This window comes from Cohnella sp. CFH 77786 (assembly GCF_019400745.1).
Lineage (GTDB): Bacteria > Bacillota > Bacilli > Paenibacillales > Paenibacillaceae > Cohnella.
Window position 1 is genome coordinate 89856 of the sequence record NZ_WJIB01000017.1, and the last position, 19840, is coordinate 109695.

16 protein-coding genes and 1 pseudogene are annotated in these 19840 nt (G+C 59.6%); 6 read left to right on the plus strand and 11 right to left on the minus strand.

Annotated features, from left to right (window positions below):
- The first annotated feature begins 162 nt into the window (after window positions 1-162).
- Window positions 163-1671, plus strand: a complete 1509-nt coding sequence (gene arfA / locus GE107_RS21380) for an arabinosylfuranosidase ArfA (protein WP_219642712.1) — start codon at window positions 163-165, stop codon at window positions 1669-1671.
- A gap of 421 nt (window positions 1672-2092) precedes the next feature.
- On the opposite strand, the gene GE107_RS21385 is transcribed toward arfA, so the two are convergent.
- Complete coding sequence (locus GE107_RS21385; protein WP_255570727.1) at window positions 2093-2614, minus strand: DUF1854 domain-containing protein; 522 nt, start codon at window positions 2612-2614, stop codon at window positions 2093-2095.
- Window positions 2614-4806, minus strand: coding sequence for an ABC transporter transmembrane domain-containing protein (locus GE107_RS21390; protein ID WP_219642714.1), 2193 nt, complete (start codon window positions 4804-4806; stop codon window positions 2614-2616). The genes GE107_RS21385 and GE107_RS21390 overlap by 1 nt, the downstream gene beginning before the upstream one ends.
- 388 nt (window positions 4807-5194) lie before the next feature.
- Here GE107_RS21390 and GE107_RS21395 point away from each other — a divergent pair, with 388 nt between their 5' ends.
- Window positions 5195-6016: a DUF2935 domain-containing protein gene (locus GE107_RS21395; protein ID WP_219642716.1), complete on the plus strand. Its 822-nt coding sequence runs from the start codon at window positions 5195-5197 to the stop codon at window positions 6014-6016.
- A gap of 45 nt (window positions 6017-6061) precedes the next feature.
- On the opposite strand, the pseudogene GE107_RS21400 reads toward GE107_RS21395, so the two are convergent.
- A pseudogene (locus GE107_RS21400) lies at window positions 6062-6754 on the minus strand (NAD-dependent epimerase/dehydratase family protein); the annotation flags it as partial.
- Between the two features lie 292 nt (window positions 6755-7046).
- Here GE107_RS21400 and GE107_RS21405 point away from each other — a divergent pair.
- Window positions 7047-7613, plus strand: coding sequence for a DUF1259 domain-containing protein (locus GE107_RS21405; protein ID WP_219642723.1), 567 nt, complete (start codon window positions 7047-7049; stop codon window positions 7611-7613).
- Window positions 7614-7778: 165 nt separating this feature from the next.
- On the opposite strand, the gene GE107_RS21410 is transcribed toward GE107_RS21405, so the two are convergent.
- The 4 genes from GE107_RS21410 to GE107_RS26765 form a co-directional block, all read right to left on the minus strand.
- A complete protein-coding gene (locus GE107_RS21410) occupies window positions 7779-8105 on the minus strand; it encodes a thioredoxin family protein (protein WP_219642726.1) in 327 nt (108 codons plus the stop codon).
- A complete protein-coding gene (locus GE107_RS21415) occupies window positions 8102-8479 on the minus strand; it encodes a MerR family transcriptional regulator (protein WP_219642730.1) in 378 nt (125 codons plus the stop codon). Before GE107_RS21415 ends, GE107_RS21410 begins: the two co-directional genes overlap by 4 nt.
- A gap of 107 nt (window positions 8480-8586) precedes the next feature.
- Entirely contained in the window at window positions 8587-9531 is a 945-nt protein-coding gene (glsA, locus tag GE107_RS21420; RefSeq protein ID WP_219642732.1) for a glutaminase A, read from the minus strand.
- A 142-nt stretch (window positions 9532-9673) separates the two neighbouring features.
- Complete coding sequence (locus GE107_RS26765) at window positions 9674-9808, minus strand: hypothetical protein (protein ID WP_255570728.1); 135 nt, start codon at window positions 9806-9808, stop codon at window positions 9674-9676.
- A gap of 159 nt (window positions 9809-9967) precedes the next feature.
- On the opposite strand from GE107_RS26765, the gene GE107_RS21425 reads away from it, so the two are divergent.
- From GE107_RS21425 to kamA, 3 genes are all read left to right on the plus strand, one after another.
- Window positions 9968-11809 (plus strand): lysylphosphatidylglycerol synthase domain-containing protein, encoded by a 1842-nt coding sequence (locus tag GE107_RS21425; protein WP_219642735.1) that lies wholly within the window; start codon window positions 9968-9970, stop codon window positions 11807-11809.
- Between the two features lie 105 nt (window positions 11810-11914).
- Window positions 11915-13390, plus strand: coding sequence for a sigma-54 interaction domain-containing protein (locus GE107_RS21430; RefSeq protein WP_219642738.1), 1476 nt, complete (start codon window positions 11915-11917; stop codon window positions 13388-13390).
- 270 nt (window positions 13391-13660) lie between these two features.
- Complete coding sequence (kamA, locus tag GE107_RS21435; RefSeq protein WP_219642841.1) at window positions 13661-15085, plus strand: lysine 2,3-aminomutase; 1425 nt, start codon at window positions 13661-13663, stop codon at window positions 15083-15085.
- A 757-nt stretch (window positions 15086-15842) separates the two neighbouring features.
- On the opposite strand, the gene GE107_RS21440 is transcribed toward kamA, so the two are convergent.
- The 4 genes from GE107_RS21440 to GE107_RS21455 are packed head-to-tail and all read right to left on the minus strand — an operon-like array spanning window position 15843 to window position 19803.
- On the minus strand, window positions 15843-17111 hold the full coding sequence (locus GE107_RS21440) for a peptidase (RefSeq protein ID WP_219642844.1): 1269 nt from the start codon (window positions 17109-17111) through the stop codon (window positions 15843-15845).
- Between the two features lie 30 nt (window positions 17112-17141).
- Window positions 17142-17810, minus strand: a complete 669-nt coding sequence (locus GE107_RS21445; RefSeq protein ID WP_219642741.1) for a 3-oxoacid CoA-transferase subunit B — start codon at window positions 17808-17810, stop codon at window positions 17142-17144.
- Window positions 17753-18472: a CoA transferase subunit A gene (locus GE107_RS21450; RefSeq protein WP_219642743.1), complete on the minus strand. Its 720-nt coding sequence runs from the start codon at window positions 18470-18472 to the stop codon at window positions 17753-17755. Before GE107_RS21450 ends, GE107_RS21445 begins: the two co-directional genes overlap by 58 nt.
- The gene (locus GE107_RS21455) at window positions 18469-19803 is read right to left on the minus strand and encodes an aspartate aminotransferase family protein (protein ID WP_219642746.1); all 1335 of its coding nucleotides are present in this window, start codon (window positions 19801-19803) and stop codon (window positions 18469-18471) included. The genes GE107_RS21450 and GE107_RS21455 overlap by 4 nt, the downstream gene beginning before the upstream one ends.
- Window positions 19804-19840: the final 37 nt, after the last annotated feature.

Genomic DNA, 19840 nt, shown 5'->3' on the forward strand with positions numbered 1-19840 from the left:
CTGCGTGTTCATTTAAATTAATATAGATGTAATTTTAAAATATCGCAATATCATTATTTATCCGCGTATTGCACTTTGAATCAACTTATTGTTTAATTTAATTAAGCATTTTGCATTATTAAATTAATATTCCTATTATTTTAAGGAGGTTACATTGTCGTTATGTCTCATTCCGCCAAAATGATCGTGGACAAAGATTTCGTGATCGGCCGAGTGGACGACAGGCTGTACGGCTCGTTCATCGAGCATTTGGGCAGAGCCGTCTACGGAGGGATTTTCGAACCCGGACATCCGACCGCCGACGAGCGCGGGTTTCGCCGGGATGTGCTCGATTTGGTCCGCAAGCTGCGCGTTCCCATCGTCCGGTATCCGGGCGGCAATTTCGTTTCCGGCTATGACTGGAAGGACGGCATCGGCCCGGTCGAAAACCGGCCGAGAAGGCTTGATCTTGCTTGGCGGACGGTCGAACCGAACCTCTTCGGCTTGAACGAATTCGCGGATTGGTCCAAGGCGGCCGCCACCGACGTCATGTGGGCGATCAATCTCGGCACCCAAGGCATCGACGATGCCCGCAACGTGGTCGAATACGCCAACCATCCTTCCGGCAGCTATTGGAGCGATTTGCGGATCAGCCACGGCTACAAGGCACCGCACAACATCAAAACCTGGTGCCTGGGCAACGAGATGGACGGTCCTTGGCAGATCGGGCGCAAGACCGCGGACGAGTATGGCCGCGCAGCGGTAGAAGCTGCCAAAGTCATGAAATGGGTCGACCCGTCAATCGAGGTCGTAGCCTGCGGCAGTTCCGCTTTGGGCATGCCCACGTTTGCGGAATGGGAAGCGACCGTCCTCGACCATACGTACGAACACGTGGATTTTCTGTCGCTGCATCAATACTACGGGAACCGCGAGAACGACACGCCGACGTTCCTCGCGCGCTCCGTCCAGATGGAGGAGTTCATCCGCAGCGTCGCCGCGATCTGCGACTACGTCAAAGCCAAGAAGCGCAGCAAGAAGAAGATGTACCTGTCCTTCGACGAATGGAACGTGTGGTTCCATTCCAACGATGCGGACAAGAAAATCGAGCCCTGGCAAATCGCGCCTCCGCAATTGGAAGACGTATATACGATGGAGGACGCGCTGGTCGTCGGCTGCATGCTGATCAGCCTGCTCAAGAACTCGGACCGCGTGCGGATGGCGTGCCTTGCGCAGCTCGTTAACGTCATCGCCCCGATCATGACGGAGAATGGAGGAGCGGCTTGGGCGCAGACGATCTACTATCCTTACCTCCACGCCTCCCTCTACGGCCGCGGGCAAGCGTTGGTCCCGCTCGTGCAATCGCCGAAGTACGACACGAAGGAAATCACCGACGTTCCATACCTGGAGAGCGTCGCCGTTCATAACGAAGAAAACGGGGAAATCACGATTTTCGCGGTCAACCGCAGCTTGGACGATGCCCTGCTGTTCGAAGCGGATTTGCGGAGCTTCGGCGATTGCTCGGTTATCGAGCATCTGGTGCTGGAGAACGCCGACCTGAAGGCGGTCAACACTTCGGCCGATCCGGAGCGGGTCGCTCCGCGTGCCGGAGGCGGTGCGGCCGCGGACGGCTCGAAGGTGACCGCGCTGCTGAACAAGGCGTCCTGGAACGTAATCCGCTTGCGCACGGTTTGATGGAGACGGCTCCGTTAAGACGGTTTTGGCATCTTGCGGAGCGGATTCGCGCGCGTTGAGCTTCCCGAAGACGATCTGATCGTCTTGCGGAGATCCGATGTCTCGCGAATGGCGATGCAAGACGGTCCCGACGTCTTAGGGAAGGCCGAGGGACGACCTTCAAGCCGGGTTTTTCCGGGTTACAACAGGCGCTTGGCTCGTTTGCGGCGTTCTAACCGGGTTTTTCCGGGTTACAACAGGCGCTTCGCTCGTTTGCGGCGTTCTAACCGGGTTTTTCCCGGTTACAGCGGACGCTTCGCTCGTTTGCGGCGTTCTAACCGGGTTTTTCCCGGTTGCAGTCGGTTACGAAAAAAGAGGGATCGGAGATCAGCGGCTTGCGTCTGATCCCCTATCCCTCTTTCGTTTCTTCGCCGTCGCGCCCCTAGACCACGTCCGTGAGCTGCATGCGGCTATGGCTGTCCAACTTGCGCCAGTCCGGGATTTCGCAGCGTCTGCCGCTCACGTCCGTCAAGATAATGCGTCCTCCGCCCGGAAACTGCATATGCTCGTGCAGGTTCCGCATCGCGAGCTTCGTCGGTCCCAGAGTCGTCTGAAGCTCCCACAGCCACAGATCGGACTTCTGCTTCACGCTGTCCACCCTCGTCACGCTCGGCAGGAAATACCGGAACCCCAGCTCCCGCTCCAGCTCCTTGGCGCTCTCCTCGTCCATCTCGCCGATGTCGCGGATGATCCCGATCTCCTCGCCTTTGCCGTCCCGGATCGAGATATATTGCGAGGCGTACCGAAAAGGGAAAACTCGGTAGACGACGATTTCAGGATACGACTTCCCGTCCACGACGCCTTGGAACACGCCGCCGGGCCCGCGGCTGAAATACGCTTGCCCCGGCTCGATGATCCGGATTTCATAGGCATCCTGCATCTGTCCCGCACCTCCGTCCTGCATCAGCCTTCGACCCCCTTGATTCTGGACAATTCCTTCTGCGCGTCGACCAACTTGCGGTAAGCGCCGTCGTCTCGGGCGAGCAGCTCCTCGTGGGTGCCGACCTCCGCGATTTTCCCTTTCTCGATCACGACAAGGCGGTCGGCGTTGCGCAGCGTGGAGAGCCGATGCGCGATGGCGAACGTGGTCCTTCCCTTCACGAGCCGCGAGATCGCTTCCTGGATCTGCCGCTCCGTTTCCGTATCGACGGAAGCGGTCGCCTCGTCGAGGATCAGGATCCGCGGATCGTGGATGATGGCGCGGGCGATGGAAACCCGCTGCTTCTCCCCGCCCGACAACCGGTGGCCGCGTTCGCCCACCCGGGTATCGTAGCCATCCGGCAGCCGGACGATGAAATCGTGAGCGTTGGCGATTCTCGCGGCCCGCATGATTTCCTCCGGCGTCGCGTCCGGCTTCGAGTACGCGATATTCTCGGCGATCGTGCCGTCGAACAGGAACGTCTCCTGCAGCACGACGCCGATCTGCTTGCGCAAGTCCGTCTGGCCGATACCCCGCAGGTCGACGCCGTCGATGCGGATCCGGCCTTCATCCGTGTCGTAAAACCGGCAAATCAAATTGATGAACGTGGACTTGCCCGCACCGGAGTGGCCGACCAGCCCGATCATTTCTCCGGCCTTCACCCGTAAGTTGATGTCCTTGAGAACGGGATGGTGTTTTTCGTAGCCGTACGTGACATGCTCGAACTCCACTTCTCCCCGGATCGTGCCGATCGGAACCGGGTCGCGGGCATCGGGCACGTCGGACGGCGTATCCATGATTTCGAAAACCCGGTCTGCCGCCGCGATGGCGTGACTGGCCCAGTTGATCATCTGGCTCACCCATTGCAGAGGTGCGAACAACATGCCGAGATACGAGATGAGCGCCATCAAAACCCCAAGCTGCAGTTCGCCCCGAATGACGGATGATCCGCCGTTGTACCAAATCAGCAGCGTGCCGACGCCGGCGATGAAGGAAAACAGCGGAAATATCCCCTGCCACAAGCCTTCGATGCGGATATTGTGCCGGACGAGCTCACGGTTGGCTTCGGCGTAACGCGAGATTTCCGTCTTTTCCCGGCCGAACGCCTTGACGACCCGGATCCCCTGAAGCGAATCCCCGACGAGCACATTCAGGCGAAAAATCGATCTCCACTGCTGATACCAACGCCTGCCGATCTTGGGCCACAGGGTCATGGAAACGGTTATCATGAAAGGCATCGGCAAAAGCGCGAACAAGGTGAGCTTCCAATCGAGTCCGAACATGATTGCGAAAATGGCGACGATCCGCAGCGACTCCGCGCTGACCCAAATGACGCCGTCCGTCATGAATTGGCGCATCGCTTCCGAATCGCTGTTGACCCGCCCGACGAACTGCGACGTTTGCCGCCGGTCGAAGAAAGCGAGGGACAACCGCATCAAAGCGTGGTAAATGTCGTTCCGCAAGTCGCCCATCAGCTTGGAGCCGACCCATACTCCGATCAATCCCCGGGCGGTTTGCATGACGGACATGATAAACGAGGTGGCGCCGAGCCCGAGCACGACCCACAAGAGCGCCGATCCCGCGTTTTTCGGCTGCAGGACGTCGTCGATCATGATTTTGGTTAAATAAGGCGGAATCAGCTCGACGACCGTCGTCAACACGAGCAGCAGCCCGGCGATAGCCATTTTCCCTTTATAGGGTTTGGCGTAACGCAGCATGCGCCTAAGCACTTTGCCGCTGCTCTTGCAGATCGGGCAGGTTTGCGTCCCTTCCGACAACGGATTGCCGCAACTCGGGCAATAGCGGGGAAACTCCTTCTTCGAGACAAGGGGCGGCTCTTCTCCCTTGGCCATCGCGGTCAGCCATTTCGCGGCGAATCCGAATGCCGCGGACAACGCGGCCGTGTACCGGGACAGCACGACCGGCCCGTTCTTCGTATCGGCGAGCAGCGTGCCGCCGCCGATTCCGTTCACCGCCCGCGCTTCCGTCAGCTCGCGGGCATCCAGCCGGTACGACGGCTCGTCTTCCGCGCCCCATAACGTGATTTCCCGTTCCGTGACCGCCAGCCACATTTCGCCGAAATGCCCGTTCAACATAAGATCCGCCTGGACGCTGAAGACCGGCTCCCCGGACAATCGCTTCCGGATCCGTTCCGGAAGCGTACGTTCTATCGACATGTAAGCATCCGCCTTTACGAGAGAAAAATAAAAACACGAACGTCTGCGCCCGTGCTCCCAGCAAACCGATGCGGTTGTAGGTGGAGATCGTACGGGGCGATTTTCGGTTAACGGCGATTCACCTTGATTCCGTACCGCATGTCGAACAACCCCTTTCTATCCAGAATATGACAGACCTCCCTTCAGTATACGGGAATCGCCAGCCACTCACAACGAAGTTCCCCATCCTTATTCATCGTTATTTTCGGAATTTTATTTCGTAAAAAGAGCACGCCGAACGTGCCCTCGCTCATTTGCGTTCCCCTATGCTTCTTCGCGAATGAATCTATGCTTCCCCGAATATGGTTGAACGAGGATACCTGTTCCTTAGGGGAGGAATCGTGCCGTTATGGCGAATGAATTCGTAACGCGTTCCCTGGATGAAATCCGTTTTTGGTCCCGCATTATGAAAGAACATTCCCTGTTCCTGAGGTTGGGATTCAGAGCCGAAGATACGCAATTGATCAACGAGGCCAACCAATTCATTGCGATTTTCGAAGCGATTGAGAATCGAGCCAACACGCTGCCCCTGGATTCGGATCCTCAAGCGATCATAAGATTCAACTCGGAGGTTCACAATGCGGTCTCCCATATTTGGGTGTTCAAGAGAAAAGTATTGGGGTTGATATTGACTTGTCAACTTCCCGGAGCCAATAACTTCCCCTTGTTAGTCGATCATGTCAGCAGAGAAGCGAACTACTTCAGAAATCGATTGGCGGAATTGAATCTAGGAAAGCTCGAGCCCTTGCCCGATGCCATCATTGACGAAAATGTCTTTTTCTTGCGGATTATGGCCGACCATGCGAAGTTCATCAGCCATTTGCTCGATCCGTCCGAACGGAAACTGGTGGATCAAGCGAATGAATTCAGTCACGATTTCGACCAATTGCTTTTCCAAGCAAGGGATATCGAATCCATGCGCCCCCAATCTCAAAGCGTGCCGATTCTCGATCAATTTTTGGATCAAAACCGGGTATCCGTCAAATCCCTGCGCGATTTTAAACAGACGGCAAGAGACTTGATAAACGCATGTAAAATCAAAAGCATCATCCACCCCCTGCTTGCCGATCATGTGTTTCGTGAAGCGGAGAGATTCCTGTTCATCATTGACATGTTCGAACGGCATTTGACCGGAACGCCCGTTTCCATGCGCGATTTGGAGCATGATTAACCGATCCTCCCCTCAACTGCGGGGTTGGATCGGTTCCATGCCTTCTTATATCCCCCACCAAGGATAGTTCGCGTAAGGATAGTAAGCTTCGTTGCCTTCTTGCAAAGCGGTATAGAATTCGCAGAAATTATGAACCGGCCGATAACCTAACCATTCCTTCGCCTTGTCGATCGACCAATAGGTGAATCCCCACATCTGGAGCAGTTCACCGATCTCCCGGCCGTGCCGTCCGACTAAATCCGAAACCCCGGGGAACCTGGATTCCATGAAAGCAACCGGTTCTTTGCTGAACGTTCTAAATTCTTCTTTGGAGAAAGGAACATCCGCCATGATATTGAACGAATCGAAAGTGATCGATTTATTCTCCAGGCCGAGCAAAAACGCTTGCGCCGCGTCCCGGTCGTCCACGCCCCCTTTTAGCAAGCGGAAGCCGTACTGAACGAACGGATCCGGCACGAACATTCCGAGCCGATAGGCAATCGTTTGAATGCCGTGACGGCGGCTATGGAATTCCCCCATCTCCTCGCACAGCTTTTTGGTTAATCCGTAAAAGTCGCCCGGCAGAGAGGGGAGGTCCTCCGTCACCGTGGCTACACGATCGTCGTCCGCTTTAACGCTATCGCCATAGACGCCCATCGTGCTGCAAAGCAGCACTTTCTCGACCCCGCATCTCAGCGAAGCTTCATAGACGTTATAAGTCCCTTCCACGTTCAACTTCCGGAAATCGTCCCTCGAATTAAACTGGAACCGCGGAAGTACGCAATTTTACTTCCCTTGGTTACCTCGAAGTTACTAACGGTAGTAGAACTTCAGCCTCAACTTCATAAGCGCCTTATGGATCCGGACTTCGGCCTTGGGGGTCGGGGTCTTTGTATGTAGAGGAAATATCATGGGAGTGTTCGTATCAGGATAATCTATTAGCCATTCATAGAAAATACTCTATTTTTCTTGAAATGGTTGAATCCAACAATCAAAGGGAGTGGAGGGGACATATTCTATACAAAGTCCATCCTAGGAGGAGATACAAGAAATGGCCATGATGACACCCGATATGCTTTGCCGGCAATTCGCCGCGATCCTGGGCGGCACCGCGGAAGTCGTTAACGGCGTTTGCACCGTGACCCGAATCCGCAACAATCTGCGCCCCCTGATCCAAGGCCGCAGGACAAGATCCGCGCTTGCCCTCGCCGCCCTGTTTTCGTTCGAGGATTTGGACAGGCGTGGCAATGCGCTCAACTTGGGCGAAACCGTCATCCTTCAGGAGGAGATCAATCCGTTTATTTCCGTTTTGAGAGCCCAAGGAATCGAAGTCACCGCGCTTCACAACCACTGGTTGTTCGATAATCCGCGTTTGATGTATATCCACTTCAAGTCCGTCGAGCCTCCGCTTACTTTCGCGAGGAAGGTGGCCAATGCGTTCCGGGTGCTGACGACGAGAATTGTTGAACCGACCGGCACGGCCGGGGGCAGCCGCTCTATGAGCGCTATGAAGCCATGGGGCGTTTGCGGATGCAGCCGCCACGGCGGGGGCAGCTCGTACGGGACAAGCCGGTCTTGGGGTCCGACGCTCATGAGCGTGAAAAAGCGGAAACGGTAATCGTCGGCCGAAAATTCGGAGCTTGTACTACCGGCAATAGGGGAAGCGGCATGGAGGGGCAATAATGAAGCAGGCTGTCCGTCATGGCAGATTTCGTTCTGCATGAGGACAGCCATTTTTGGCGATGGGGACATGCCGATCGGAGTCGGCCCCTTCCCGGCATCGTCACGCCGTCACGGTGTACTTGGCCAGCACGTTCTCGTAAGCTCTTTTGGGACGCAAGCCGACCAGCTTCTCGACGGGTTCGCCGTTATGGAACACGATGACGGTCGGCATCGACATGACGCCGAAACGGCTTGCCGTCGCCGGAGATTCGTCGCAATCCACCTTGAGCACGCGAACGCCGTCCCCTTGCTCGGCGGACAATTCGTGCAGGATCGGCAGAAGCGCTTTGCAAGGCGGGCACCAGACCGCGCCGAATTCCACCAGGGTCGTGCCCTGCGGGCGGATTTCCGCGGCGAACGTCTCGTCGTTCACTTCGAATACGCTCATTTTCGTTCCTCCTGACCGGTTTGGGTTCGTTCCTGCAGGATGGAGTCGATGCGGTCGATCAGGTTTTGCCGAATTCCGGTCAACAGCCGGATTTGCTCGTCGATATCCGCGAGCTTCTGCCGGTAAACCGGGAGCACTTCCTCGCAAAAAGCTTCCTTGTTCTTGAGCACGCATTGCAGGAACCCCGCGATTTCTTCCGTCGACAGCCCAAGGTTTAAATATAATTGGATCGTCCGAACCTGGTCTACGGCTAGCAGCGAATACTCCCGGTATCCGTTCTCCTGCCGCAGAGGCGCCAGCAATCCTTGCTGTTCGTAATAACGCAGCGAGCGGATGCTCACTCCCGTCCGATCCGCCAATTCCCCGATTTTCAACCCTCGTCTCCCCCTTCCTGCCGGATGCTTCCATTCTAAACCCTGACATTGGCGTGAGGGTCAAGCGAAAAAAAAGAAACGGGCACCTTTCCGCCATATCCCGCCCCTCAGAACATGCTCCAATCGAACGCCCGCGACATCCGTTCCAGCAGATGCACCCCGGCGACGCTGTTTCCCTTCCGGCCCAGCGCCGGGCCGACGAGCCCGATGCCGTACCGGCCGGGCACGACTGCCAGGATGCCGCCGGACACGCCGCTCTTCGCCGGCAGCCCTGCACGGATCGCGAATTCGCCGGACGCGTTGTACATCCCGCATGTCGTCATGAACGTTTTCGCGATTTGCACGAAACGCCGCGGCAGGATCCCCGTTCCGGTGAGCGGATCCCTGCCGTCGTTCGCGATGAGCAGCGCCATTCGGGCGAGCTCGGCGCAGTTGACTTCGATCGCGCAGTGATGGAAGTAGACGTCCAGCACGTCCTCGACTTCGCCGTCCAGCACGCCGTTTTCCTTCAGGAAATAAGCCAGGGAGCGGTTCCGGTGTCCCGTCTCGGATTCCGACCGATATACGCCGGAATGGATGCCGAGGCGGTCATTCCCGGTCAACTCCCGGAAATAATTCAAGATCCGTTCCTTCTTCTCCTCCGGTCCGTTCCCCGAGATCAAAGAGGAGACGACGATCGCCCCGGCGTTGATGAGCGGGTTAAACGGAATCCCCGGCTCGACCAGCTCCAACTTCAGCATGGAATTGAAATTGTCCCCGGACGGCTCCATGCCCACTTTGGCGAACACCGCCTCTTCCCCGCGGTCGATCAGGGCGAGGATCAGCGTGAATACCTTGGAGATGCTCTGCAGCGTGAAGGCCAAGTCCGTATCGCCCGCAGAGGCGGAATCTCCATCCCGTCCGAGCACGACGATGCCCAAAGCATCGTTCGGCGCCTTGGCCAGCTCCGGGATATACGAAGCCGCAGCTCCGAAGGCGGCTTGTCCGCGGCTTTCTTCCACCCACTCCGGCAACGATCGCTTTAACCGTTCCATTTCGGAGTTCGACGTCATGGGGTTCCTCCTCTGCCGTTTCACCAGTCCGGATCCTCGCCTTGCATATCTATTTTTCAGCATAACACAGCGGCGGCGCCGAAGAGAATGGCCGCGAAGAAGACGCCGAAAATAGCCGGAATCGGAATGCCCCAGGCCGCCCTCATGCCGGCGAGATGAGCCAGCTAAGCCCCGCGCTGACGTGCCGCTTCCGATGTCCGCGATTTTGCCATACCGCCGCGCTCTGTAGGTTCAAGCTTCTTTCCGGCATCGCAGCCACCCCCCATATTTTGCCCATTTTTGGAACGACCTCCAAACGACATTCGCACGGATCATATTCAATGCCGCAATGTGCTAATATTACAAAATCGGCAAATCTGATCACCCAGCTTTGAACATGCCCTCGAATGGGAAACCTGTTAAGGGCAGAGGCAAAATTTACCGAACGGGGTTAACCATGAAACGTGTCCAAGGCATGATCGCGAAACTGACGAATTCGAAAGCGTTCCAGTGGATGAACCGGTATAAAATCCTTCAGCTTCTCGTCCCGGCGGCGGTGATCGCGTTCGTCTACGCGCAGGGGCGCAAGGAATTCCGGCGCATCGATTGGGGCGCGACCCTGCAGCTCATCCGCGACATGAAGCCGTCCGTCCTTCTGTTTCTGTTCGCGTTCTCCCTTCTGTCCGTCGCGGTCATCGGAGGCTACGACCTGATTATCCGCAAACATTTCCGGTTTCCGATCCCCGCCTGGGCCGCCTTCCGTTACGGTTGGATCGCCAACACTTCCAACAGCGTGATCGGTTTCGCGGGCATCGCGGGCGCGGGGCTCCGGACGATCCTCTACCGCAAATGGGGGATCCCCATGCCGACGATCGCGGCTTCCGTCGCGTTCCTGTCCACCATCACGATTACCGGGCTGTCGCTGATGGCATGGGCCGGTCTGTTCGGCTTCCTGCCCATGGACGCCGTGCTGCGGGCGCATCCGTGGATCCGTTACGTCGTGTGGGCGGATGCCCTCTACTTGCCCGCATTCATCCTGCTGCAAAGATCCCGGCTCGTCTCCCAATGGTTCAACCGCGACAAAGGACGGATGGACTGGGGGACCATCTCTTCTTCCGTAGGCGTCTCCCTGCTGGAATGGGTCATGGCCGGCCTGACGTTCTGGCTGATCGCCAGACTGCTGCTGCCGGAGCTCACCGCCGCGCAAGGCCTCGGCATCTATACCGTATCCGCGGTCACCGGGCTGGTCAGCATGGCTCCCGGCGGCATCGGGGGGTTCGACCTGACGGCGCTGCTCGGCCTCGGCCTGCTCGGCCACGATCCGGGGAAAGCGGCGGCCGTCCTCGTGATGTTCCGGCTCCTGTATTACCTCGCGCCCTGGGTCATCGGCCTCGTGGCGGCCGCGTTCGAATTCACGTTGATGAATCGCAAGGAACCGGCGGAAGCCAACGTGCAAAATCTGGAGAACGTGCTCAACCCGTGGCAGCGGCTCTGGAACGGGCCGGCTCCCTTCCGGACAGGCGGCAAAATCGGCTCCTGGTCCCTGAGCAAGCTCGTATTCGCCGCGGGTTTCCTCCTGCTGCTGTTCGCCGCGGTGCCGCACCTGCTGACCCGCCTGCGGATCGGGGGAGATCTGCTGTCCGCCCCGCTGCTTCTGCTGTCCCATCAGCTCAGCGTCGTCATCGGGCTCCTCCTGATCGTGCTGTCCTGGGGAATCACCCACCGGGTCCAGCGCGCGTACTGGTGGACGCTGAGCCTGCTCACCGCCGGTTCCCTGTTCGCGTTCACGAATCCGTTCGACTACGGGGAATCGATCGTCCTGCTGGGCATTTGCCTGCTGCTCTGGGTGTCCCGCCGCCACTTCTACCGGGAAACCTCCCCCTACGAAGCGCAGAACGCCGCCCATTGGGGTTTCATCACGCTGGTCTGCGTATTCGTCTTTTTCTTGATCGGCATCGGAACCCGTCCCGGGACGCTGATGGACATGGCCTCGGCGCGGTTCGCGAATCCAGGCGGGGACACGGTTGCCGTCATGGCGGCCGCATCGCTCGCGATCTTGGCGGTTCCGCTGCTCAGGATGGCTCGCCGGGCGGGAACCGGCCGCTCCCTGTATCGCGCTCTGGAAGGCCGCGTCCTCATTCCCTATACCCGCGACAAAGACCGTCTCGTCGTCATCGGCCGCCCGGAAGGCGACCGGGCATTGATCGTGGAGGCGTTGGAGGATTTCCGGAGATTCGCGCACCGGCAGGCGCTGACGGTGGAATTCGGGCAGTTCGGCGAAATCGGGGAAGAGCCCTGACCGCATGCGCGTCCGGGCCCCGATGTTGTATAATGACAGTTAGCAGCTAGAATCGGTATTTTCAGCCAGTCCACGATCCTTACGTCAGCGAAAGCAGGTGGCAGGATGTCCGATCGGAACGGCTTCGTAACCCCTTATTTCGAGAAGATTCTGAACATCGTGGACGTAGGCGTCCACTTCATCGACCGCGAAGGAAACACCGTTTTCTACAACGAGAAGATGGGGGAAATGGACGGCTTCGACCGCGAGCAGGTGCTGGGACAGAACATTTTCCGCCTCTACCCTTCCTTGACCCAGGAGACCAGCACGCTCGCCAAAGCGCTGCGGTCGGGCCAGGAGCTTCCTGAGCATATCCAAACTTACTACAACGTCGCAGGCAAGCGGATCACGACCATCAACCGCACGTACCCGCTCTTCGAGAAGGGCGAAATCGTCGGGGCCGTCGAAGTCGCCAAGGACATCACGGGGATCGTCCACCTGCACGACCAAATTTTGGACCTTCGGCACCAGCTCTACCAAGTCAAGCAGAAAGATACGAAAACGAAAGGAACCGCGCGCTACGAGTTCAGCGATCTGATCGGGAGAAGCCCTCCGTTCGCGGAGGCGCTGGCGCTCGCCAAAAAAACGTCCCGCACCGGCTCGCCCGTCATGATCTGCGGACCGACCGGGACCGGCAAGGAGCTGTTCGCCCAGAGCATCCACAATGCCGGCGCCCGCCGCCACCGTCCCTTCGTCGCGCAGAACTGCGCGGCCGTTCCGGGCGATTTGCTCGAAGGCATCATGTTCGGCACCGCCCGCGGCGCCTTCACCGGGGCGATCGACCGTCCGGGCTTGTTCGAGCAAGCCAGCGGAGGCACCCTGTTCCTGGACGAATTGAACAGCCTGGATTTGCACTTGCAAGCCAAATTGCTGCGCGTCCTTCAGGACGGCATGGTCCGGAGGATCGGCGGCACGTCGGAGCAGCAGACCGACGTCCGGATCATTACCGCGCTCAACACGGACCCGAAGGAAGCGCTCGAGCGCGGGCTGCTGCGGCACGACCTGTATTACCGGCTGAACGTGATCAGCCTCCATCTTCCCCCCCTGCACCAACGCAAGGAGGATATCCCGCTGCTTGCGGAGCATTTCATCGAGAAGTTAAACCCGATGTTCGGGACCCGGATCGCCGGCATCTCCCCGTCCGCGTTGGATCGGATGCTTGCGTATGCATGGCCCGGCAATGTGAGGGAACTCAGCCACGCGATCGAATCGGCCTTCAACATGGTCGAGCTCGACGCGGACATCATCGAGGAGTGCCATCTGCCGGCCTATCTGCGGACTGGCGCCTCTTCGGCCGGCGAGCCTTTCTCCGCCGCGGTTCCGCGCTCGCAGGAGGGTCCGGTTTCCGGAGCCGCGGGCGTCAATCTGGCGGACCGGATCCAGCGGATGGAGAAAGAAGCGATCGTCCATGCGCTCGAATCCCACGGATACAATGTCAGCGCGGCCGCCAACGCCCTCGGGATCAAGCGCCAGTCTCTGCAATACAAGCTGGGCCGCTACGGCATCTCCAGAAGACCGGCGGGAGACAAGTTGCCCACGTAACCTAGACATCTCTATACGCGCTAACCCGGTTTTTCCGGGCTGAAGCAGGTGTTGGTCGCAATTCTCGCGCTCTAACCCGGTTTTTCCGGGCTGCAGCAGGTGTTGGTCGCAATTCTCGCGCTCTAACCCGGTTTTTCCGGTTTTTCCGCTTTTTCGCGCCTCGGCTCCTTTCGGAGCCTTTTTTTCGTACCCGTACCTCCGGATGTGGCACGCTTCTTGCATTTACGGAGAATGAACAGGCAAACACGCCGGAGGTGTTCCAAGATGAGCATGTCCATCGATGAAGTGCAGGGGGAAGCCCGTAAGGTCCCCCTTAGCAGCAAAAGGCATTGGAAACAGGTTGCGCTCTGGAAGGACGTGGCGGACGAACAATGGAACGATTGGATCTGGCAGCTCACGCATACGATCAAAACGCTGGATGAGCTCAAGCAAGTCGTGAACTTGACCCCCGACGAGGAAGAAGGGGTCCGCATCTCCACGCAGACGATCCCGCTGAACATCACCCCGTATTACGCGTCGCTCATGCATCCGGACGATCCGCGCTGCCCGATCCGCATGCAGTCCGTCCCCATTTCCGCCGAGCTTCTGAAAACGAAATACGACCTGGAGGACCCGCTCTACGAGGACGAAGATTCGCCGACGCCCGGACTGACCCACCGCTATCCCGACCGCGTGCTGTTTCTCGTGACCAACCAATGTTCGATGTATTGCCGGTATTGCACGCGGCGCCGGTTCTCCGGCCAAGTCGGGATGGGAGTGCCCAAAAAGCAAATGGACGACGCGATCGATTACATCCGCCGGACGCCGGAGGTGCGCGACGTGCTGCTGTCGGGCGGGGACGGGCTCTTGATCAACGACAACATTCTGGAGTATATCCTGAAACATTTGCGGGAGATTCCCCATGTCGAGATCATCCGCATCGGGACGCGCGCCCCCGTCGTATTCCCGCAGCGGATCACCGAGAATCTGTGCAGCCTTATCCGCAAATACCATCCGGTCTGGCTGAACACCCATTTCAACCATCCGCTCGAAATCACGGAGGAAGCGAAACGAGCCTGCGCCATGCTCGCCGACGCGGGCGTCCCGCTGGGCAACCAGTCCGTCATCCTCGCGGGCATCAACGACAGCACGCACGTCATGAAACGGCTCATGCACGAACTCGTGAAAATCCGCATCCGTCCCTACTACATCTACCAGTGCGATCTGTCCGAAGGGATCGGCCATTTCCGTGCCCCCGTCTCCAAAGGCCTGGAAATCATCGAGTCGCTGCGGGGGCACACGTCCGGTTACGCCGTGCCTACGTTCGTCGTCGACGCGCCCGGAGGCGGCGGCAAAATCGCCCTTCAGCCCAACTATTTGATCTCCCAGAGCCAGGATAAGGTCATCTTGCGCAACTACGAGGGCGTCATCGTCGGATACCCCGAACCCCAGCATTACGTGCCGGGTCGCGCGGACGCCTATTTCAACGAAATATACGGCATCGAGCGCGAACCCGAAAGCACGGGCATCATTTCCCTCATGAAAGACGAAAAATTCAACCTGGTGCCGGAAAATTTGCGGCGGATGGGGAGGAGAAAGGTTTACGAGCAAGAGGACGGCCATACGTCGCTGAAGGACCTGCGGGGCAAGCGCGACGCCATGAAGCAGCGGCTGATGAAAGCAAGGCTGGCGGAGCAAGCTCCTTCGGCGGAATAAGGCGGGCGGGCTCGCGGCGGGGCGGTGGGGAGCAGCGGGCTTCCCGAAGACGGTCTGAGCGTCTTGCGGAGCGGTTTCGCGCGCTGCGGGCTTCCCGAAAACGGTCTGAGCGTCTTGCGGAGCGATTTAAAGCGCTGCGGGCTTCCCCCGAAGACGGTCTGAGCGTCTTGCGGAGCGGTTTCGCGCGCTGCGGGCTTCCCGAAGACGGTCTGAGCGTCTTGCGGAGCGGTTTCGCGCGCTGCGGGCGCTTCCCGAAAACGGTCTGAGCGTCTTGCGGAGCGATTTAAAGCGCTGCATGCTTCCCGAAGACGTTCCTCCCATGAATCGAGAATGGCACTCGGATCGTGAATTTAGCACCATCTGAATCGATCGCTTGAACAAACAGCCGGATTCGGTGCACGCAGTAAGGTTGGAACGAAATCGCAGAATCGCTCGGAAAACCGTCCCTCTCCAAATTAAACGGAAAATCTCCCTCTAGTATGAGATGATCTTGTCCCGACATCCATTTAGATGGAAAAATTACAACTAAATTTGGTCTATCTTCTAATTTGAATCAGTTTTATCGAAATTAGAGGGCATTTTTCCCTGTAATCGCCCCAATCGCCCGTAAACGCGAAGATTAGCGGCAGGTTTTCCTTCTAAATCATATTGACGCGACCATACGCCGAAAAAGACCAAGTTGACTTCCCGTTTCTGCAGCGCATCATCGTGAGAATGCCTGCCCCCGCTTCAACAAAACGGCCTTGCCGCCGATCGCTCAGCGGGCAAGGCCTTCTTCCGTTCCGCACCAGCGGAGGATCGTCAAAGCGATGATTTCTGCCGCCTCGAAGACCCGGTCCAATTCGATGTACTCGTCCGGATGGTGGGCCTTCCGGGCGAGGCCGGGCCCGAACACGACGCAAGGCGTTCCGCCAAGCGAGGTCAGCAAACCGCCGTCCGTCCCCCAAGGGGACGCCTCGATGACAGGCTCCGTCCCCAACACCTCGCGATACTGGTCCGACAGCACGCGAACGAGCTCGTGCCCCGGATCCAGGCTGCCCGGCATCCACCTGGCGCCGAACCACTCCAACACCGGGGGGTGCGCCGCGAACCAGGGGTCTGACGCCGCCAATCCTGCCAGCCACCGAGCCATCTCCTGCCGGGCTTGCCCGAGCGACTCCTCCGGGGCGACGCCCATCCGCCCTTCCAGCTTCACCCTGTCCGGCACGGAGGACGGCCAATTGCCTCCTTCGATAACGCCGATGTTGATCGGAATCGGGATCGGGTTGCCGGCGTACAGCGGATCGGCGATTCTCGCGTTCCTTGCCCGCTCCAGCTCGCGGACACTCGCGATCACCGCCATGCTTTTCTCGATGGCGCTGACGCCTTCGTACCTCGTCCCCCCGTGAGCGGACCGCCCTTTGACGGTGATGCGGAACCACATGGAGCCCTGCTGCTTCGGGAAAATCCGCATGTTCGTCGGCTCGGGAATCAAAGCGGCGTCGGCCCGGTACCCCCGGACGATCGCCGCCAGCGTTCCGGCACCTCCGCTCTCTTCCTCGATGACATTCTCGAAGATGACGTCTCCCCGGAGCCGGATCCCCAGCTCGCGGATCGCTCGGACCGCGAGCAGCAGCGACACGGTGCCGCCTTTCATGTCCGAGGCGCCCCGACCGTAGAGCCTGCCGGCCGCGACTTCGCCGCCGTACGGGTCACGCCGCCACTGCTGCCGGTCTCCTTCCGGCACGACGTCGGCGTGCCCGTTCAGCAGAATCGACCGTCCCCCGCCCGTTCCCCTCAGCACCCCGACGACGTTCGGACTGCCGTCGAACCGATTCCGCTCCGAACAGAAATCCGGGTGCTCCGTCAGCGTCTCCCCGTCCGGCTCCCATACGTCCACTTCCCATCCCGGATCCGCAAGGAGCCGCTCCGCCACGAGCCGCTGAACCTCCAGCTCGTTTCCCTGAGTGGAAGGGATACGAACGAGCTGCCGAAGCAGTTCCGTCCCCTCCGCCCGATGTGCCGCAAGCCAATCGTGAATCCTCATTTTCCAGCTCAACTCAACCTCTCCCCTCCCCTATGGGAGATACACGATGCGCTCCGGTTCCGGAATCCGCAACTCCGCATCCGTTCGGCTGACCACTTCCTCCAGCGTATAAGGGGACATGATCTCCCGCAGCTCGAGCCCTTCCGGGGTCACCGCGATCACCGCCATGTCCGTGATGATAAGATCGACGCATTCCCGCGCGGTCAGGGGCAAAGCGCACCGCTTGCGGATTTTCGGTTCCCCGTCGCGGTTGACGTGATTCATCACCGCGACGACCTTCTTTGCTTTCTGGGCGAGCTCCATCGCGCCCCCGATCCCCGCGGCCCGCTTGCCCGGCACGATCCAGTTGGCGAGATCCCCCCTCTGGCTGACCTCCAGCGCCCCGAGCACCGTCATGTCGATGCAGCCTCGCCGGATCATGGCGAATGCGATAGCGCTGTCGCAATAGGAAGCTCCTTCCGCGAGGGTGACGGGGAATCCGCCCGCGTTGCAGAGGAACGGATCCTCTTCGCCCGGCACGGGCGACGGACCCGCGCCCAGAATGCCGTTCTCGGCATGGAAAACGACCCGGACGCCTGACGGGATGAAGTCCGCGACCCGCGTCGGAATGCCGATGCCCAAATTGACGACCATGCCGTCCTTCAGTTCCCGTGCGGCGCGTTCCGCGATCCTGTCGCGGCTTGCTTCTCCCATGCCCATATCCAATTCACCCCTTTGCCCGGTATGACCGCATCCACGAAAATGCCCGGCGTGACGATGCGCTCCGGGTCAAGCGAGCCAAGCGGCACGATCTCGTCGGCCTCCGCGATCGTCAGCCGTCCGGCCATCGCGACCAGGGGGTTGAAGTTTCGGCCGCTCTTGTCGTAGACGAGGTTGCCGAACGGATCCGCCTGGCTCGCATGGACGATCGCCACGTCCGCCGTCAGCGCCGGCTCTATCAGATACGTGCGGCCGTCGATTTCCACCTTCCCTTTGCCTTCCTCCAGCATCGTGCCGACGCCGACGTCGACGAGAATGCCGCCCAGTCCGACGCCCCCGGCCCGGATTTTCTCCGCAAGCGTGCCTTGCGGATGGAACTCGACCGCAAGCGTCCCCTCCTCCATCTGCCGGCCGGCGTTCGGATTCGAGCCGATATGGGACGTGATGGCCTTGCGCGCCCGGCCCTCCGTCACGAGCCGGCCGATGCCGATCCACGGGAAGCCGGTGTCGTTGCCGATCAGGGTCAGGTCCTTGACCCCTTTCTTCAGAATTCCATCCACCAGCGCAGGAGGCGTGCCGATGCCGCCGAACCCGCCGTACATCAAGGCGCAGCCGTCCTCGATCCATTCGAGCACCTCTTCCAGCGTTCTCACCTTGTTCATCCCCGCACCTCCCTCGCCACCTCCAGAATCGTCTCCTCCAGCAGGCGAACCGCGATATCCAGCTCCTCCCCCGTCACGGTAAACGGCGGAGCGACGATGACGGCGTCTCCGGCTCCGTCGGCGCCGCCCGCGGCGGGATAGACGAGCAAACCTTTCCCGAACGCAACCTCGACAACCTTGGCGGTTATTCCCGCTTCCGGCGGAAACATCCGCTTCGTTCCGCGGTCGGCCACGAACTCGATGCCGAGCAGAAGGCCCCGCCCCCGCACGTCGCCGACGATTTCGCATCGCTCCGCCATTTCCCGCAGCCGCCCGAACAACCGCTCCCCCTTCTCCCTCGCCGCCTGCACCAAATCATGCTTCTCCACGTAATCCAGAACCGCGAGGGCGACGGCCGCCGACAACGGGTTCGCGCTGAACGTGTGGCCGGACATGACGACTCGGGAGCCCCGCAGGATCGGCTCGATCACCCCGTCCTTCGCCATGGCCGCCGCCATCGGGGCGTATCCCGCGGTCAGCCCCTTGCCGAGCGCGATCAGATCCGGCTCCACGCCCCAATGCTCGATCCCGAACAGCTTGCCGGTCCTCGCGATTCCGGTCATCACCTCATCGGCGATAAACAGGATTTCGTTCCGCTCGCAGATCTCCTTCACCTTCCGGTAGTAGCCGTCGGGAGGGACCACCGCGCCGCCTGCCGCCCCGACGACCGGCTCCGCGATGAACGCCGCGATATGCTCGGAGCCGATTCGCCGGATCGCGGCTTCCAAATCGTCGGCGCAGGCCAGCATGCACTCCGGAAACGTACGGCCCATCGGGCAGCGATAGCAATAGGGGGGCGCGACCAGCGGCCACTCCTCCAGCAGAGGCTCAAACCGCCTTCTCCGGACCGGATGGCCCGACATGGACAACGCGCCGAGCGTAATCCCGTGATAGCTCATCCGCCGCGACAAAATTACCGTTTTCTCCGGTTTCCCCCGCTCCTGCCAATGCTGGATGGCGATTTTCATGGCCGTCTCCGTCGCTTCCGAGCCGCTGTTGACGAAGAACGACCAGTAGCCCCCGCCCGGGGCCGCGTCGCTCAGCCGCTTCGCGAGCCGTTCCGCCGGTTCGCTCGTGAATTGGGAGCGGTAGACGAAGGAGACTTTCCCCGCTTGCTCCCGCATCGCCTCGACGATTTCCTCTACCCCGTGCCCGATCCCCGCCGTCACCGCCCCGGAGCAAGCGTCCAGATACGGCTTGCCGTCTTCGTCGTACAGATACGCGCCTTGGCCATACCGTACCTTCGGATACCGGCGATCCAACAGCGGCTTGATCAGATGCTCCCGTTCCATGGAAACGCCCCCGATTCATGGTCTCCCTTCGACCATG

What these genes read in the sequence shown, in the direction of transcription:
- GE107_RS21395 (WP_219642716.1), top strand. Translation starts at nt 5,195, where the DNA reads ATGGCGAATGAATTCGTAACGCGTTCCCTGGATGAAATCCGTTTTTGG.
- GE107_RS26765 (WP_255570728.1), bottom strand. Translation starts at nt 9,808, where the DNA reads ATGGGCAAAATATGGGGGGTGGCTGCGATGCCGGAAAGAAGCTTGAAC.
- GE107_RS21450 (WP_219642743.1), bottom strand. Translation starts at nt 18,472, where the DNA reads ATGAACAAGGTGAGAACGCTGGAAGAGGTGCTCGAATGGATCGAGGAC.
- GE107_RS21430 (WP_219642738.1), top strand. Translation starts at nt 11,915, where the DNA reads ATGTCCGATCGGAACGGCTTCGTAACCCCTTATTTCGAGAAGATTCTG.
- glsA (WP_219642732.1), bottom strand. Translation starts at nt 9,531, where the DNA reads ATGACGTCGAACTCCGAAATGGAACGGTTAAAGCGATCGTTGCCGGAG.
- GE107_RS21445 (WP_219642741.1), bottom strand. Translation starts at nt 17,810, where the DNA reads ATGGGCATGGGAGAAGCAAGCCGCGACAGGATCGCGGAACGCGCCGCA.
- GE107_RS21455 (WP_219642746.1), bottom strand. Translation starts at nt 19,803, where the DNA reads ATGGAACGGGAGCATCTGATCAAGCCGCTGTTGGATCGCCGGTATCCG.
- GE107_RS21410 (WP_219642726.1), bottom strand. Translation starts at nt 8,105, where the DNA reads ATGAGCGTATTCGAAGTGAACGACGAGACGTTCGCCGCGGAAATCCGC.
- arfA (WP_219642712.1), top strand. Translation starts at nt 163, where the DNA reads ATGTCTCATTCCGCCAAAATGATCGTGGACAAAGATTTCGTGATCGGC.
- kamA (WP_219642841.1), top strand. Translation starts at nt 13,661, where the DNA reads ATGTCCATCGATGAAGTGCAGGGGGAAGCCCGTAAGGTCCCCCTTAGC.
- GE107_RS21390 (WP_219642714.1), bottom strand. Translation starts at nt 4,806, where the DNA reads ATGTCGATAGAACGTACGCTTCCGGAACGGATCCGGAAGCGATTGTCC.
- GE107_RS21385 (WP_255570727.1), bottom strand. Translation starts at nt 2,614, where the DNA reads ATGCAGGACGGAGGTGCGGGACAGATGCAGGATGCCTATGAAATCCGG.
- GE107_RS21440 (WP_219642844.1), bottom strand. Translation starts at nt 17,111, where the DNA reads ATGAGGATTCACGATTGGCTTGCGGCACATCGGGCGGAGGGGACGGAA.
- GE107_RS21425 (WP_219642735.1), top strand. Translation starts at nt 9,968, where the DNA reads ATGAAACGTGTCCAAGGCATGATCGCGAAACTGACGAATTCGAAAGCG.
- GE107_RS21405 (WP_219642723.1), top strand. Translation starts at nt 7,047, where the DNA reads ATGGCCATGATGACACCCGATATGCTTTGCCGGCAATTCGCCGCGATC.